Annotated in this window: 16 protein-coding genes; 9 read left to right on the top strand and 7 right to left on the bottom strand. The window is 41.3% G+C overall.

The window, feature by feature from the left end; genetic code table 11:
- Nucleotides 1-440: 440 nt before the first annotated feature.
- From AC1DXF_RS24675 to AC1DXF_RS24665, 3 genes are all read right to left on the bottom strand, one after another.
- Nucleotides 441-641: a hypothetical protein gene (locus AC1DXF_RS24675; RefSeq protein WP_477451367.1), complete on the bottom strand. Its 201-nt coding sequence runs from the start codon at nucleotides 639-641 to the stop codon at nucleotides 441-443.
- Nucleotides 642-817: 176 nt separating this feature from the next.
- Nucleotides 818-1039 carry a hypothetical protein gene (locus AC1DXF_RS24670; RefSeq protein ID WP_477451366.1) on the bottom strand — a complete coding sequence of 74 codons (222 nt, stop codon included), beginning with the start codon at nucleotides 1037-1039 and terminating at the stop codon, nucleotides 818-820.
- A 188-nt stretch (nucleotides 1040-1227) separates the two neighbouring features.
- Nucleotides 1228-1431: a hypothetical protein gene (locus AC1DXF_RS24665; protein ID WP_477451365.1), complete on the bottom strand. Its 204-nt coding sequence runs from the start codon at nucleotides 1429-1431 to the stop codon at nucleotides 1228-1230.
- Nucleotides 1432-1841: 410 nt separating this feature from the next.
- On the opposite strand from AC1DXF_RS24665, the gene AC1DXF_RS24660 reads away from it, so the two are divergent.
- Nucleotides 1842-2411 (top strand): RNA polymerase sigma factor, encoded by a 570-nt coding sequence (locus AC1DXF_RS24660; RefSeq protein ID WP_477451364.1) that lies wholly within the window; start codon nucleotides 1842-1844, stop codon nucleotides 2409-2411.
- Between the two features lie 16 nt (nucleotides 2412-2427).
- A complete protein-coding gene (locus tag AC1DXF_RS24655; protein ID WP_477451363.1) occupies nucleotides 2428-3528 on the top strand; it encodes a S1C family serine protease in 1101 nt (366 codons plus the stop codon).
- A gap of 347 nt (nucleotides 3529-3875) precedes the next feature.
- On the opposite strand, the gene AC1DXF_RS24650 is transcribed toward AC1DXF_RS24655, so the two are convergent.
- Nucleotides 3876-5072: an NADH-quinone oxidoreductase subunit D gene (locus AC1DXF_RS24650; RefSeq protein ID WP_477387631.1), complete on the bottom strand. Its 1197-nt coding sequence runs from the start codon at nucleotides 5070-5072 to the stop codon at nucleotides 3876-3878.
- 255 nt (nucleotides 5073-5327) lie between these two features.
- On the opposite strand from AC1DXF_RS24650, the gene AC1DXF_RS24645 reads away from it, so the two are divergent.
- The 5 genes from AC1DXF_RS24645 to AC1DXF_RS24625 all read left to right on the top strand — a co-directional run bounded on the left by AC1DXF_RS24645 (nucleotide 5328) and on the right by AC1DXF_RS24625 (nucleotide 12051).
- Nucleotides 5328-6137, top strand: a complete 810-nt coding sequence (locus tag AC1DXF_RS24645) for an SDR family oxidoreductase (protein ID WP_477451362.1) — start codon at nucleotides 5328-5330, stop codon at nucleotides 6135-6137.
- 107 nt (nucleotides 6138-6244) lie between these two features.
- Nucleotides 6245-7558, top strand: coding sequence for an MFS transporter (locus AC1DXF_RS24640; RefSeq protein WP_477451361.1), 1314 nt, complete (start codon nucleotides 6245-6247; stop codon nucleotides 7556-7558).
- A 522-nt stretch (nucleotides 7559-8080) separates the two neighbouring features.
- Nucleotides 8081-9937, top strand: a complete 1857-nt coding sequence (gene hscA / locus AC1DXF_RS24635) for a Fe-S protein assembly chaperone HscA (RefSeq protein WP_477451360.1) — start codon at nucleotides 8081-8083, stop codon at nucleotides 9935-9937.
- Nucleotides 9938-9959: 22 nt separating this feature from the next.
- Complete coding sequence (locus AC1DXF_RS24630; protein WP_477451359.1) at nucleotides 9960-10973, top strand: hypothetical protein; 1014 nt, start codon at nucleotides 9960-9962, stop codon at nucleotides 10971-10973.
- A gap of 382 nt (nucleotides 10974-11355) precedes the next feature.
- Nucleotides 11356-12051 (top strand): hypothetical protein, encoded by a 696-nt coding sequence (locus AC1DXF_RS24625; RefSeq protein ID WP_477451358.1) that lies wholly within the window; start codon nucleotides 11356-11358, stop codon nucleotides 12049-12051.
- An 87-nt stretch (nucleotides 12052-12138) separates the two neighbouring features.
- On the opposite strand, the gene AC1DXF_RS24620 is transcribed toward AC1DXF_RS24625, so the two are convergent.
- On the bottom strand, nucleotides 12139-12429 hold the full coding sequence (locus tag AC1DXF_RS24620; RefSeq protein WP_090653013.1) for a hypothetical protein: 291 nt from the start codon (nucleotides 12427-12429) through the stop codon (nucleotides 12139-12141).
- Nucleotides 12430-12547: 118 nt separating this feature from the next.
- On the opposite strand from AC1DXF_RS24620, the gene AC1DXF_RS24615 reads away from it, so the two are divergent.
- Nucleotides 12548-13693, top strand: a complete 1146-nt coding sequence (locus AC1DXF_RS24615) for a tetratricopeptide repeat protein (RefSeq protein ID WP_477451357.1) — start codon at nucleotides 12548-12550, stop codon at nucleotides 13691-13693.
- A 537-nt stretch (nucleotides 13694-14230) separates the two neighbouring features.
- Here the strand turns inward: AC1DXF_RS24615 and AC1DXF_RS24610 are convergent.
- Together AC1DXF_RS24610 and AC1DXF_RS24605 are read right to left on the bottom strand one after the other, a co-directional pair.
- A complete protein-coding gene (locus AC1DXF_RS24610) occupies nucleotides 14231-14815 on the bottom strand; it encodes a riboflavin synthase (RefSeq protein ID WP_477451356.1) in 585 nt (194 codons plus the stop codon).
- Nucleotides 14816-15357: 542 nt separating this feature from the next.
- On the bottom strand, nucleotides 15358-15855 hold the full coding sequence (locus AC1DXF_RS24605; RefSeq protein WP_477451355.1) for an SRPBCC family protein: 498 nt from the start codon (nucleotides 15853-15855) through the stop codon (nucleotides 15358-15360).
- A gap of 118 nt (nucleotides 15856-15973) precedes the next feature.
- On the opposite strand from AC1DXF_RS24605, the gene AC1DXF_RS24600 reads away from it, so the two are divergent.
- Nucleotides 15974-16435 carry an NUDIX hydrolase gene (locus tag AC1DXF_RS24600; protein ID WP_477451354.1) on the top strand — a complete coding sequence of 154 codons (462 nt, stop codon included), beginning with the start codon at nucleotides 15974-15976 and terminating at the stop codon, nucleotides 16433-16435.
- Nucleotides 16436-16783: the final 348 nt, after the last annotated feature.

Below are 16783 nucleotides of genomic sequence, written 5' to 3'. Positions count from 1 at the left end.
TTATTGGTGTATCTTTGATATAAGTATTGAAGTTCTTCGTTATGTAACTTGCAGATATGTAAATAGATAGCGATTAGTCTAAGTGCTTTAGCCTTGGGAATCATTCTTAAAGTTTGATGTGGAAATCTTCTTTAAGATACTGATTTTCAAGGCTTTAAACAAATAAAATCACAAATAAAAAGCTCATAATCAGGTGTTTAATCCATAAAGTTTCTATAGCTTTTTAACCCTTGATTCGCATTAGTTAGTATCAAGTATCAAGACAGGGGTGTGATGCATTGGTTTGATAGGCGGCACTTTTTCAGGTGAATATTTTACCGTTAGGCAAATAATCATAATACCTGATACTTGCGACTTGATGCTGATGAAGAACTTGATACTACAAAAAAAACGCCTCTGGAAACCGGAGGCGTTTTTTTAGAAATCTAAAAAAAGTTAGATTACATTTTTTTAGCAGTGTCTGTAGCTGTTGAGTCTTTTTTAGTTGTGTCGGTTGCAACTGAATCAGTTTTAGGTGAATCAATTTTAGCTGAATCTGCTTTAGCTGAATCTGCAGTTGAAGATGAACCAGAACCTTTGCAAGCTGCAAATGAAGTAGCGATAGCTAAGGCAACTAAGCCTAATTTGAATGAATTTTTCATGTTTACTTTTTTAATGAGTGATTTAATAGTTTTTCTGTTAATACATTAAACAAAAAAAGGTAACCCATAATTTTTAAAAAAAATTATCGATTACCCTTTATAATTGTAAAAAAACTAAAAAAATCAATAAAAAGGCGCGAAAGTTAATACCTATAGGCCCGTTTACGAAGATTTAATTATTTTTTAGCTGTGTCTTTTTTTGTAGAATCAACTTTAGCTTCGCCGGCTTTAGCAGTTGAATCGGTTGCAGCAGATGAATCTTGTTTCACTGAATCAACTTTAGCTGAATCTGCTTTAGCTGCTGAATCTGTAGCTGAAGATGAACCAGAACCTTTACAAGCTGCAAATGAAGTAGCGATAGCTAAGGCAACTAAGCCTAATTTGAATGAATTTTTCATGTTTTTGAGTTTTAATATGTTAGTATTTATGATTGTTTTCGGTATTAATACCATAAATTAAAAAAGGTAACCCATAATTAAATTAAAAAAACTATAGGTTACCTTTTATAATTATAAAAAAAACTAAAAAATCAATAAAAAGAGATCATGAATTATACTTAATGCCCCCCTTTTATAGTATTGGGTAATTATTTTTTAACTGAGTCTTTTTTTACAGAGTCAACTTTAGTTGAATCTTTAACGGTAGAATCAATTTTAACAGTAGAGTCAACTTTAACAGTCGAATCAACTTTAGTGCTGTCGCCACCTTCTTTTTTGGCATCACCATTACAAGCTGAGAAAGAAACTGCGATAACTAAAGCAACTAAGCTGGTTTTAAATAAATTTTTCATGTTTGTAAGTTTAAATTTTAATGTTTTTTGATTGTTTTCGTTAATTAATACGAAACCCTTAAAAAGGTAACCCATAAAATTCAATGAAAAAATAAAGTCTACAGATTTTATAGTAATTGTGATTAACGGTAATTTTTTACAACTGGTTTTTTTATTGCAGATTTGCCGGCGTAATTATTTTAGCCCGGGTTACCTTAATTGTATTCGCAGTATTAATTTAAGGGGAGGAGAGGTAAGGTAGGGATGGGAATTCAAGATGAAGATGATGGTTAATATCCGGGCCTGGTATTAAAACAGGTGTAAATAAGATCGCTCGTCTTGAATCTTGATTCTTAACTCTTGATTCTTCTTTAACAAGGATAATTATTTTGTATGCGATGGGTTACATTTTGGCATAAACAGTATTAAGAGTGAATAAAGACTTAAAAGCTTCGGCACCAACAGATAGCGAGATAGTTCTTGGGATACTTAACAATTCGGAAATAGTACTGAAAAGGTTATACGTTACCTATTTTCCGATGATATTACAGTTAATTATCAACAACAACGGGAATGAGGATGATGCCAAGGATATATACCAGGAGGCTATTATTGTTCTTTATAATAAGATAAAATCGGGCGAGTTTGAATTAAGCAGTAAGCTTAAAACATATATTTATTCGGTTTGCCGCAGGCTATGGCTTAAAAGGCTGAGCCAGATGAACAGGTACGGTGGCGATATCAGGGATTTTGAAGAGTACCTGCCTGTTGATGATGAGGTTGAAAAACATAATGACCGGGATATACAGTTTAATAAAATGGAGGCGGCCCTTCAGTTATTAGGCGAACCCTGTAAAACCATTATGGAAGATTTTTATATACATAACAGATCTATGCAGGAGATTTGCGAACGTTTTGGGTACACCAATGCCGATAATGCCAAAACGCAAAAGTATAAATGCCTGCAAAGGCTGAAGAAATTATTTTTTCAGCAGAAGTAAAAAGGAGTGTAAAGAGATGAGCGAGAACCTGATTTTGGAATTGATTGAACGGTACCTTAACGGCGACATGACTGCCGCCGAGCGTGCCGAATTCGAGGTGCTGCGGAAAAGAGATGCCAACGTTGATAGTAAAGTAGTTGAGCATAAGCTATTTGTTGGTTTAATTAAACAATACGGCGAACGCATTGAACTTGAAAAACGTTTGGATGCTATTCATAATGAGATTGACGTGCATGCATTGAAGGAGGAATTGATGATACACCCTAACTGGATAGTTAGCATGTGGAGGCACCACCATTCAAAAATATCGGTAGCGGCATCAATAGCTATTTTTGCAATATTGAGCACTTTGTTTTTTACAGGGAAGCTGAATAATCATCAATCTAATTATGAAAAGTTAAGCGAGGAAATAGGCAGAATAAAAAAATCGCAGGCGACACTGGAGGGTAGAACCAGTGGTTTGTTAAAAGATATGAAAGGTCGTAAAACAAATGCCAGTCCCGGTAAATATCGGGGTACGGGTTTTGCGCTTTCGTCCAACGGCTACATAGCAACAGATTTTCACGTGATTGATGGTGCCGATTCGGTATATGTTCAAAATTCATCCGGCGAGTCATTTCATGCTAAGGTAATCTATACTGAGCCACAATATGACATAGCGATATTACAGATAAACGACCCAGCATTTAAAGAGCTTGGTAATGTCCCTTACAATTTCAAAAAATCATTAAGTGATCTTGGGGAGGAAGTTTATACTTTCGGATACCCAAGTGGCGAAGAAAATTGTGCTCCAGGATATTTAACCGCAAGGAATGGTCATTCTGGTGATTCAACAGAATACCAGGTTTCTATTCCTGTTAACCCGGGTAATAGTGGAGGCCCATTATTAGATAACAAAGGAAACTTGATTGGCATTATAAGTGGCAGGCAGCCTGATGTAGCCGGTGCAGGTTTTGCAAAAAAATCGGCCTTTTTACTAAACGCTATACAAAATATACCGTCTGACTCACTGAGCAAGGATTTAACCTTGAGTACAAAAAATACCCTGGCAGGCCTAAGCCGCCCGCAACAAGTAAAAAAGCTAAAAAACTATGTGTTCATGGTTAAAGCTTATTAATACGCCCAATTCCAATAAAAATTAATAATTGAAAGGAGATACCGTAAGGTGTCTCTTTTTTTGATTAAAGACTTTTTTTCTGAACTTGGATTCGTCGGATGTGTAAGATTTTTTGGATTTTGATTTGCATGTCCCGCCCTGAAAAAAGTCATCCCAATCGTGGTAATCCATTAATCTGAAAAATCTGGGTTCAGACAATTGCGTTAGGGATTGGCGCGGATACCGGCCGGGCGGGGGCAATAGGGTAGGCCGCGATTAAGGCCTGTGCAGTATGAGCAAAAAGCCCGGCCGCAGGCAACGCCCATCCTTAGTAGTAAGTAGTTAGTATCAAGTATCAAGACTGTGGCCTATCTATCCACCTCGCCCAAAACAAAATCTATAGATCCTACAATAGCAATCAGATCGGCAATGAGTACGCCTTTTGAAATTTCGGGGAGTACAGAGAGGTTGTTAAAACTCGGTCCGCGGGCTTTTACACGGGTAGGGATTTCGGATTTGCCATCGGCTACAAAGTAGAAACCCAGCTCGCCTTTGGCACCTTCGCAGCGTACGTAATAGTCCTGCGCTTTGGGGATGGTTTTGCGGGGCATTTTGGCGCGCGGATCAAAATCGGGCGTGCGTTTTAGTTCTTTTTGCAGGCGGTCGAGGCATTGCTCTACAATTCTTACAGATTGTTCAATTTCGTCAACCCGCACTTTGTACCTATCCCAGCAATCGCCCACCTTGCCCATCAGGCCGGTACCTATCGGGATCTCGAAATCAAGTTCGGGGTAGGCCGAATAATTATCAATGCGGCGCAAATCCCATTTAAGGCCAGATGCCCGCAGCATAGGGCCGCTGCAACCGTAGTTAATGGCTACGTCTAAAGGCAGTACGCCAACATTTGCCGTGCGCGATATAAATACCTGGTTATCGGTTAATAGTTGGTTAAGCTCAACCATTTTGGGTTTAAAATACTCCACAAAATCGCGGCAACGCTCCTCGAAACCAACCGGCAAATCGTAAAAAAGGCCGCCAACCCAAATGTAGTTATACAACATGCGCGAACCGGAGGCCCACTCCAGCATGCCCATAATATGCTCCCTATCCCTAAAGCACCATAAAAAAGGGGTGAAGGCGCCAATATCTATCCCGTAGGTGCCAATGGCAATCAGGTGCGATGCAATGCGGTTAAGTTCACACACCAGTACCCGGATGTATTCGATACGTTTAGGGATATCTTTATCAATGCCCATCATCCGTTCAACACCCATTACAAAAGCGTGGCTGTTGTTCATAGATGCCAGGTAATCAAGCCTGTCGGTAAACGGGATGGTTTGCTGGTAGGTTAATGATTCGGCATGTTTTTCAAAGCAGCGGTGCAGGTAACCAATATGTGGTATTACTTCCTTTACAATTTCGCCATCGGTTATCAGCTCCAAACGCAGAACGCCATGGGTAGATGGATGCTGCGGGCCCATATTGAGCACCATATCCTCTACACTGGCATCGGCAATTTTTTTATTGTAGTTAAGAAGAGCCTCTTCGTATTTTGAATTAGTAATAACCAATGTTGCTTGCTGTTTTATTGATGCCAAAAATCAGTATTTTTTTCGTTTATCGGGCTAAATTCGTTTAAAATTAAATAGGGGCTATTGAAATTTAATGAGTCTTTAAGTGCCGGGTTTTCGCCGGGCTTGAAAATACCTCTGGGTTTTTTGCCATCCGGCATCGCCCGGTAATTATAATTTTATAGTTTTATGGCAAATTATTCCCTGCATAAATAATTGAAAACTTAACGTATTAATCACGATTAAAAAATGAAAAAAGTAATTCTTGTAACAGGGGCATCATCTGGTTTAGGTTTGGCTACTGCCACGGCGCTTGCTGCCCAGGGCCATACTGTTTATGGTACCACACGCGATATTAAACGCATCAGCGATGTATCATTTATGCCTTTACAAATGGATGTTACCGATGACGCATCTGTAAACGCAGCTATTGCAACCATAATTAAAGCCGAAGGCAGGATTGATGTTTTAGTTAACAATGCAGGGAACGGCATTACAGGCCCTTTATATACTATGCCGGTTGATGCCGCTAAAAAACAGTTTGAGGTTAATTTTTTTGGCGTAGTACGTGTAAGCAGCGCTGTTTTGCCGGGCATGATTGAAAAAGGGCAGGGCCTGGTAATAAACATTGGCTCATTGGCTGGTTTGTTTGGTTTGCCTTACCAGGGCTTATACAGTGCATCTAAATTCGCGATAGAAGGCTACTCCGAAAGCCTGCGCATGGAATTGCAAAATACAGGCGTTAAGGTATCTGTGGTAAACCCCGGTGATTTTAAGACCGACTTTACCGGTAACCGTGAAAAACTGCCTTTCACCCTGAAAAACGATAAGTTGAAGGCTGAATTTGATGCAGCCGTAGCCGCTATGGAAAAAGACGAAAGCATTGGTGCCGCCCCTTCAAAGCTGGCAGCGCAAATTGTTAAAATAGTAAGCAAATCAAAACCCGCGCATAGCTACCTGGTTGGCGCCATAGGCCAAACCATTGTGCCTACCCTTAAGGCTATTTTACCAGGCTCCATCTTTGTAAAATTAATGAATGATCATTACGGGATTAAATAGTGAGTGGTGAGGGGTGAATAGTGAGTGGTGAATGTTGAATTGGGTGTTATCACCGATTAATCACCACTCACCACTCACCACTCACCACTGACCACTCACCAACCACAATGCAAGAAAAAAATAACAAAAAAACCATCTGGGCGTGGGCTATGTTCGATTGGGCTAATCAATCGTATAACATGGTGATTATATCTACCATATTCCCGGCTTATTATGTGGGTATTACGCAGGAGAAAAATCCGGGCGGAATGGTTACGTTTTTTGGGCACCGGTATGTAAATACTGTACTGTCAACTTACATACTGGGACTATCTTACCTTATTATTGTAGTTTTATTGCCTATACTAACCTCCATTGCCGATTATAAAGGGCATAAAAAACTGTACATGCAGTTATTTACCTGGCTGGGGGCATTTGCCTGTTTTGGTTTGTATTTTTTTGAGATGAAAACCTTTGAGTTCGGGATGATTTGTTTCGGGCTGGCCTCTGTTGGGTATTGCGGCGGCTTTGTGTTTTATAACTCCTACCTGCCGCAAATAGCCACCGTTGACAGGCAGGATGCGGTAAGTGCCAAGGGTTTTATTTATGGTTTTGCAGGCAGTATTGTGGTGCAGGTGTTGGCCCTTGTTTTTGTAATATTCCATGATACCTTCGGGATGACAGAGGATGCCGGTGCCCGGTTGTCATTTCTTATAGTCGCTATTTGGTGGATAGGCTTCTCGCTTATACCGTTTTATTTGTTGCCTAAGGGAGTGCCAAATGCAGGATCGCATGAGTATAATGTGTTTACCGGCGGTTTTAAAGAATTGGCAAAGGTTTTAAAAAGGGTTAAGCAGCTTCCCTTATTAAAACGTTTTTTACCGGCGTTCTTCTTCTATTCGGTAGGCGTGCAAACCATTTTACTGGTGGCGGCCAACTTTGCAGCCAAAGAGCTTAAAATGCCCGATGATGCATTGATAGGAATTATCCTGGTTATACAGGTAGTTGCCATTATCGGGGCCGCTATAACAACCAAGGCCTCAGAAAAATACGGAAACACCAAAGCCTTATCCGTTATTGTTGCCATGTGGTGCGTGATATGCGCCTGTGTTTATTTTATTGCAAACGCAAACCAGTTTTATGTAGCTGCGGTTTTTGTAGGCCTGGTTATGGGAGGCGTGCAATCATTGTCGCGTTCCACTTACTCCAAATACATTCCCCAAAATATCCCCGATACGGCTTCGTATTTCAGCTTTTATGACGTGACCGAAAAGTTATCAATTGTAGTTGGCCTGTTTACCTTCGGCTTTGTTGAAGGGTGGCGAGGAGAAATGCGCGATTCGGCACTGGTGCTCGATGGTTTCTTTGCCATAGGTTTTATTTTATTGATAGCATTATTGGTATTTGAACGAAGAACCAAGTTGGCGGAAGCGCTGGCATAAGTCTGAATCAGAATTTTTCACCTTTTGTTTGTTTTTAAGAGGTGTTCAAGAAGGCTACGCCGTTTACAGAATTTTTAAATTAACAGAATCTTTTCTGCTGAAATATATTCTGGGCATTCTCTAATGCTGCGAACGGCGTAGCCATCTTGAACACTACTTAAAACAATAACAACGTGAAAAATTCTGATCCTTGCAAAAAAGTAAGCCCGATAAATTGCTTTACCGGGCTACATCACAGTTAATGTTTACAGTTTTAAAATTAAAGTGACGAGGTTATAGGTTTTCTTAAATTTCTTGTTATATATCTTTTTGTATTATATATTTTTAATCCTGATGTTTTGTTATATCAAAAATAAGGGATGGGGTAAATATCATAAATACCTATTTAGTGGTAGTTGTGATATTTAATAACAGTACGGCTTGAGTTTATACCGCATGTAAGTGCTAAATTGATAATTAGATATTCAAAAGACACAGCATCTGCCAAAACTAAGTACATTTGCGGTTTGTTAAGTAAAAGTAATGGCTAAAGTTTCTATCAACCTGGCAACAGGCTCGCTGCAAAAAGAGGATATCATTGTAGGTATCGATCTGGGTACTACCAATTCGCTGGTGGCTTTTATTAATCCCGATAAGCAACCGCATGTTATAAATGATACAGGTAAAGGTGTATTGGTGCCATCAGTAGTGCATTTTGGGCCTACTGGCGATATTTTAGTAGGTAACGAGGCTAAAGAATATTTGATAACCGACCCGCAGAATACCGTTTTTTCGGTAAAACGCTTGCTGGGCCGTAGTTATCACGACATCGAAAATTATAAAGATTTTTTCTCATACAAGGTTATTGATGATGATACCGAGAGCCTGGTTAAAATTAAAGTAGGCGATAAATTTTATACGCCTATTGAACTATCGGCCCTGATACTAAAAGAGTTAAAAGCCCGTGCCGAACACGCACTTAAAACCCCGGTTAACCGTGCGGTGATAACGGTTCCCGCTTATTTTAATGATTCGCAGCGGCAGGCTACCCGCGATGCCGGTAAATTGGCCGGGCTGGATGTATTGCGTATTGTAAACGAGCCAACGGCAGCGAGTTTAGCTTACGGCATTGGGCTTGATCCTGAAGAAGTAAAAACTATTGCCGTGTATGACCTTGGCGGCGGTACGTTTGATGTATCGATACTGCAAATCCAGAATGGAATTTTTGAGGTATTGGCTACCAACGGCGATACTTTTTTAGGCGGCGACGATTTTGACCGCATTATTGTTGATTACTGGATTGAAAAAAACAACCTTGATAAAGCGGAAATAATAGCCAATAACGAACTTGCCCAGCAATTGCGCCTCAAAGCAGAGGAAGCCAAGAAGGCATTTGCCCATCAAAGCCTGTTTAACGAAAAAATAGGCGAGATATGGTGTACCCTGGACAGGAGCACTTTTGAAGAACTGATTATGCCCAAGGTGCAGCAAACCATTACCAGCTGCCAAAACGCGCTTAAAGATGCCAAACTGACCATAGCAGAGATTGATGAAGTGATCATGGTAGGCGGATCAACCCGTACGGCATTGGTTAAGAAAATGGTGGCCGATTTTTTTAACCGACCCGTACATGATGATGTTAACCCCGATGAGGTGGTTGCATTAGGTGCGGCTATACAAGCCGATATACTGGCCGGTAACCGTAAAGATATTTTATTGCTTGATGTTACCCCATTATCCCTCGGTATCGAAACTATGGGCGGCCTGATGGATGTAATTATCCCCCGCAACAGCAAAGTGCCTACCAAAGGCGGCAGGCAATATACCACATCGATAGACGGGCAGGTAAACATGAAAATTGCCGTTTACCAGGGCGAGCGCGATCTGATCAAGGAAAACCGTAAACTGGCCGAGTTTAACCTGAAAGGCATCCCAAGTATGCCCGCCGGTTTCCCTAAAGTAGATATCAACTTTTTGCTGAATGCCGATGGCATCCTGACTATACAGGCTATTGAACTGCGCAGCGGCGTTAAGCAAGAGGTAGAGGTAAAGCCAACCTACGGCATTACCGACGAACAGGTAGAGCAAATGCTAATGGATAGCATTACCCACGCTAAAGAAGACGTTGCCGAGCGTATGTTGATAGAAGCCCGTACTGAAGGAGAGCAGATGGTTTACACCGTGGAGCGGTTTTTGCAAAAGAACGGCAGCTATGTATCGGCAGAAGAAACTGAACAAACTAATCAATATATAGCTGCATTAAAAGCGGCTATTGCGACAGGAGATAAAGACCTCATTTTGAAAAGTATAGACGAAGTAAACGAATTTACCCGGCCCTTTGCCGAACGTTTAATGGATCAGGCAATCAGCACGGCGATGCGTGGCAAGAGTATTGAATAATATACAGAACGAAACTTTATAGATGAGAAGAATTACAGCAGTACTAACGTTTTTGGCCCTCGCGGCTGTTTTTTTACCAGGTTCATTTAATAAAGTTTATGCAGCCGGTTTTATAACCCGGAACACAAAAGACACCACAAAAAATATTGCCGCACTTGATACCGCTCGTTACGATTCATTGATGACGAGGATGGCCAACGGCGATAAAACCGGGCGCTGGCCTGTAAAAAACGCGCCATTGCCGTTGCCTGGCGCTATTTTGCCTTTTAATCGGGTAGTAGCTTATTACGGCAATATGTACTCCAAAAACATGGGGGTTTTAGGCGAGTACGAGCCAAAAGTGATGATGGCTAAACTAAAAGCCGAATGCGAGGCCTGGGAAAAGGCCGATACCCTTACGCCCGTGATACCCGCCCTGCATTACATTTGTGTAACTGCCCAGGCCGATGCCGGCCGCAATGGCTTACATAACCTGCGGATGCCTTTTAGCCAGATAGATAAAGTAATAGCCATGGCAAAAACCATGAATGCGTTGGTGTTTCTTGATCTGCAGGTTGGTTTCAGCACCGTACAAACCGAAATTCCTAAACTGGAAAAATATTTGCTGATGCCCAATGTACATTTAGGCATCGACCCGGAGTTTAGCATGAAAGAGGGGAGTGTGCCCGGCAAACGCATTGGCACATTTGATGCCGACGATATTAACTATGTATCCAAATACCTGGCTGGCCTGGTCAGGAAAAATAACCTGCCGCCTAAAATTTTTATCATCCACCGCTTTACCAAACGCATGGTAACCAATTACAAAGACATCAAACTAAGCAGCGAAGTACAGTTTGTAATGGATATGGATGGCTGGGGCGGCCCCGACCTTAAAAAAGGAACCTATAAATATTTTATTGCTGCCGAGCCTGTACAATTTACCGGTTTCAAGCTGTTTTATAAAAACGATATCAAGAACGGGCCTAAACGCATGCTTACGCCTAAAGAGGTTTTGGCACTGAAACCGAGCCCTGTTTATATACAGTATCAATAGTCAGTTGTGAGTTGTGAGTTGTGAGTTGTGAGTTGTGAGTTGTGAGTTGTGAGTGGAAAATGCCGCTTAAGTTAATAAAAATTTAAACTCTTAGCTGCCGCGAGGTTTCACCTCGTGGTGAACCATGGCTTCAGCTTTCAGCTGAAATTACCAGGCATTCTGCCCATTCTAGAATTCTGTAAATTCTGATTCTGACAATTTGCGATAGGGATAAAAGCGGATACCGGCCTGTGGATAAGGCCTGTGCAGTATGAGCGGTTAGCCCGGGCCGAAGGCATCGCCATTACTATTATAAAGTATCACCATTTTTCTTGATGTTTATATAAAGGGTATGCTTTATATAAGCATCAAAAGTATATATTAGCCTACCTAAATAATCATAATGAAACCGTTTTGTAAATATCTTCTGATCTTTTTAATTGTTTTGGCCGGGAAAATATCTTCGGCCCAGAATATGGGAGCAATAAATTCTATGCAGGCTCAAATGCGGATGAGCACGCAGATACAAATGAGTATGATGGCCAGGATGCATTCAGATGGCAACCTTAAATATAAGTTTTTTGTAACAATGGCGGATAGCAGCCAGAAAGAAGTAACCTCAACAATATTAATTGATAAAAGCACGCATAAAAATTATTTGTTATATGTAGATAAGAGCCTGCCAAAAGGTGATGCAAACCGAAACCAAAGGATATACCCCAATCAAACAATAAGTATCGAACGCAGCAGTCCCCTGGTAGTTGATTTGAGGGCACCTGTAAAAAATACTGCCCGCGAAAAATTCTATAAAGGAATAGCTAAAGATAGTTGCTGGATGTTTAAGGTTTTATCGGGCGATATCAACGTATACGCGTATTTAAGTTTCGAAACTGATCGTGGTTTTGACGAAGGAACCATAGTTGGAATCCAACTGCACGATGATGGCCCTATAGTAAAATGCACAGAAGAGAACTTAAAACAGATGGTGGGAAATGATATTGACGCATTGGAAAATATCCAGCAAAAAAAATATGTAAAGGCGATAAAAAAATACAATCGTAACAGGAGGAAAGAGGCTGAAAAGGTAGCGGGGAAATAAATAATGGGCAACTTGTTGAGCCCAAAGAATGAAATTACATAAAAGGCGCCTCAGTTCAAGGCGCCTTTTCTATGTAATAACAAATTTTTACAATTTGCCAATGGCTTCCTGCTCTCTTAGCGCGGTAATGTTATTTTTATCGCTGTAGCTTTCGGTTTGGCTGGCAAAGTCTTGCAGGATGCTGGCAATTGTGTCCAGGTTATCGGCAACGCGTTGGTGCATGTCGGGCAAATCTTTTTCCAGGCGTTTATCGCCAAGGTCGATGTTATCTACTTCTATTTTGGCCAGTTTGGTGATGATCGCCTGCTGGCTGTTTTTTAAATCTTCCAGTTCATGGACAATTTTCTCCATCAGTCCGAATTTCTTTAGCTTATCCATAAGTTGTGTTTTTTAATTGTTATATCTACTCAACCTCAAATAACAAAAATTGTTTAGTATTTGGATATTTGATATATAACTAATAATTTAGTTTAAAATAACTAATGTGTTAGTTGATATGAAGAATATAATAATCTGCCTGTTGTTGATGTGCTTAATTAAACCTGCCATTGCCCAGCAAACCACTGCTGCAAGTGATGCTTTACTATTAGATTACTACCAAAGCCAGCGATTTGCCGAGGCTGCCGACCTGTTAAAGCAAACCTATCCCGAGCCTGTAACCGATATAAAAATACTGGGCAAGCTGGCCTACACATCGCAAATGGCCGGCAAGCTGCCCGATGCCGAGGGCTATTACCAGCGCATGTATGTGATAGATTCGACCAGTAAGGCGGTGCTTTATAGCCTGGGTTCTATCAACTTAAGGCGAGGCAATAATGTTAAAGCGTTAATGTACTACCAGGTATTAGCTCAAAAAGATTCAACCAATTTTTATGTTTTTAAACAGTTGGCAAAAATTAGCCAGGATAAAAACGACCTGGATAAAATGACCACGTACCTGCAAAAAGCCAACAAGCTAAACCCGGCCGATGCCGATGTGGCGTCGGACTTAAGCGATATGTATGTGAACCTAAAGTTTAACACACAGGCCGAAAAGGTATTGGATGGAGCCATAAGCCAGGATCCCGAAAATATCGTGCTGTTGCAAAGTCTGCTGAAACTTTCATACGCCGAAAAGAAATATGATGTAGTAAAAAACACCTGTCTGAAACTGATAGCGGCCGGGGCCGATAATGGTTTGGTATTGACTAAACTGGAATCGGCTTATTACAACCTGAAGCAATATGAATGCAGTATTGATGTTTTTAAGCGGCTCCCGGAAGTAAGCCAATCAGAAACCAGCTATTATATTGCTGCCCTGGCTTATAAAGAACTCAAAGATCAGCCTATGGCGATTGAAAACCTGGGCAAGGCTATTGAAGCAGGTATATCGCCCAATATAAGTGATTATTACACCGAAATGGCCGATAGCTACGATGTACGGAAAAAATACAAAGCGGCGATAGCGGCCTATGAAAAAGCCCTTCAATTTGATGAGAAGCCTATTATTTACTACCTGATGGCTACGATGTACGATGGATCGCTCAAAAACAAAAAAATGGCAGTTAGGTACTACAAAAAATTCATGACCAGTAAGCCAACGGGCAAACAACAAAAGTATGTAAGTTATGCAATGGCGAGGGTTATGGAGTTATCGCGATAGGGGGAGAGACGAGAATAAGTTAGTCCCGAAACAAGTTGCCCATGACATATCCAATTTCCCTGTCATCCTGAGTGGTAAAATTTTGCGAAATTCTGAAGGAGAAATGATATCGGTTAATCCCCAACGTCATGCCGAACTTGTTTCGGTACCCCACATGCTAAGTGTACTTCATGCGGGTCACCTGTCCTGTGGGATCCCGAAACAAGTTCGGGATGACTTCCGTTTTTCAACTTGTCATGGGTAGGAACGAAGGATCTATCAGCTGTGTGTGACCGATAGAAAAGTTCGCGAATAGATCCTTCGTACCTGCCATTGACACATTTGTAACTGACTGATTATCAATTGTAAAAAAAAGTGTCATTTGCAACGCGATCATTTGTGCGCAAATAAAGATTACTCAGGATGACGGTCTTTTATTTTTGAATGTCATTCCCCTTCAGAATTTTGCGAAATTTTACAACGCAGGATGACATTTGGTTCAATGTTAGGTTATCGGAAGTTTCAACCCCTCGCTATCCCGGATATTTTGATGTGTATTTACCTGTTCATCAACCTTGCCACGTACTTACCTATAATATCAAACTCCAGGTTCACTACCGAGCCTTCGCGCACGTTGTGCAGGTTGGTGTGCTCAAAAGTGTAGGGGATAATGGCTACCGAAAAGCTATTGGCCTGCGAATTGACAACCGTAAGGCTGATGCCGTTTACACAGATTGAGCCTTTTTCGACGGTTACATTGCCTGTGGAGGCGTCATATTCAAAGGTGTATTCCCAACTGCCGTCAAGCTCTTTAAACGCGGTACAAACGGCGGTTTGGTCAACATGGCCCTGTACAATGTGGCCATCCAGGCGGGCATTCATTTGCATGCAGCGTTCCAGATTTACCGGTTCGCCAATTTTTAGATGCGACAGGCTGGTTTTGTTCAGCGTTTCTTCAATAGCGGTAACCACATGCAGGCCATCGGCTACGGCCACTACCGTTAAGCAAACGCCGTTATGCGCTACCGACTGATCGATTTTTAACTCGTGCGCAATGGCCGATTCAACCGTAATATGTAAATTGCCCTGATCCTGTTTCAGATCGGCTATTTTTCCTAAAGTTTCTATAATGCCTGTAAACATAAGCGAAGCCCCCTAACCTCCGCTAACCAGCGGAGGAATTTTTTGATTGACAAAGCTATAATTATACAGCGGTTTGTTTGTCAGTGTAAAATGAATTTATTTGGATGTATGATGTTTAGCGCAGGAGCCATAGCGAACAGCCACTAATTCACAAAAATTAAGGTGGATTTCACCAATGTAATACCTGCAAAACAGTATAGAAACTGCTTTTATTTACATGGTAAACAGTACAAATTTACATGCTTCCTTTTATATATCAAAACGGCCTTTTATTCATACATAAACAGGTAAAAACAAGATACTTATTTGATACTTTTCAGTAATAAATGTGCTATTTATTGATACAAAATTTACATTTATTAACACAAAAATAAAATGAATTTTTTTTCGCGAAAATTCAGAAAAAGCTGCCTTAAAAATCGGGTGTTTTAAACTTTAAAACTGCCAGGTTCGCCGCTGATCCGTCCTTGTGGTTACGGCGTAAATTAAACCAGGCCACAAATTATTGCAAATGGTTAATCATAAAATCCATCGTCAACTATTTATTTAAAATTGCTGGCTACATCCAGCCGCTTATTGCGGAGGTCGTTACCGCCTTCGATAACCGATTTCAGGTTGGCCAGGTAAAATGTCCAGCCTATCTGGCATTGTACGAACAGGTTTTTTGACGGGTCGCTTTCCTCCGGGATGTTTTCCTGTGTTAATTCAAGAACCGTGAGCCCATATTTGCTTTGGATATCAATGGTAACAATGCTGCCGCCCGAGAAAGTGAACTTTAGCAAATCGGAGCCGTTGTTTTCAAGTACCTGTCCGTTCTCTACGGCGGTATCGTCATAGCCATGCCAGTACCAGGAATAGGTATCTTCTTTTTTGATAAACTCGTCGGGTTCGCGCAGGCGACCGGCAATGGCATAAAAATCGGCCTTGCGTAAAAACCACTTTTCGAGCCCGGCCGAAGTGGCCCAGGCCTCATAAATGCTGCGTACATCGGTGTCAAAATCCGCAGTAATTTTAAATTTACTCCATCTTTCGTCTGCCATGGGTTTAATTATTTTAGGTTGTAGTTGGATATAAAAATAACAATATTACTTTACGCTTGTATAATAAAAGCTGAAAGCTTAAGGCAGAAGGCCGAAAGCTATAAACCTTTAAAAAAATATGCCCAAACAAAGTGCCGGAATACTGCTTTACCGCAAATCCAACAATGTATTAGAGGTTTTCCTGGTTCATCCGGGCGGTCCCTTCTGGAAAAATAAGGATGATGGCGCATGGTCAATCCCCAAAGGCGAATATGAGCGCGACGAAGACCCGCTTGAAGCAGCCAGGCGTGAGTTTTACGAAGAAACCGGCCAATATATCGACGGAGAATTTATAGCCCTGAAACCCATCAAGCAAAAAAGCGGCAAAATAGTGCAGGCATATTTGGTGGCAGGAGATATAGATGCCGGCAACATTAAGAGCAATTTATTTGAAATAGAATGGCCGCCAAAATCTGGTAAGATGCAGTCATTTGCCGAGGTGGATAGGGCAGGGTGGTTTACTGTAGACGAGGCGAGGATAAAGATGAATGCGGGGCAGGTGGGGTTGGTGGAGGAGTTGGTGCAATTGGTGAATAAATAAATAAATCGTCACGCCCGTTAAAGCCGGCGGATTCGGAAGGGTTAAATGGCGTCTATCGTATGGCGGCGAAGACTCACCCGACGAGGCTTCGCCCGTCACCCTCTCTTCGGCTTCGCCGGAAAGAGGGGCTTGACGATTTAAGTATAAATAAGTTAGACGGTTATTGCCTTTTATTGCAAATTGAAACAAGGGGATTGAACAGTTGAATATCTATCTGTAATACCTGAAAACCACTTTCAAGCCCCTCTTTACACCGCAGGTGAAGAGAGGGTGGCGGGCGCAGCCTCGCCGGGTGAGTCTTAGCCAGCGTTCGAAGCCAATGTTTGCACCCCCCATCAAACAATTTTC

It is taken from the genome of Mucilaginibacter sp. P2_A5, from assembly GCF_056404995.1.
The sequence above is the reverse complement of the archived record's forward strand: the minus strand, read 5'-3'. Positions and strand labels throughout refer to the sequence as shown.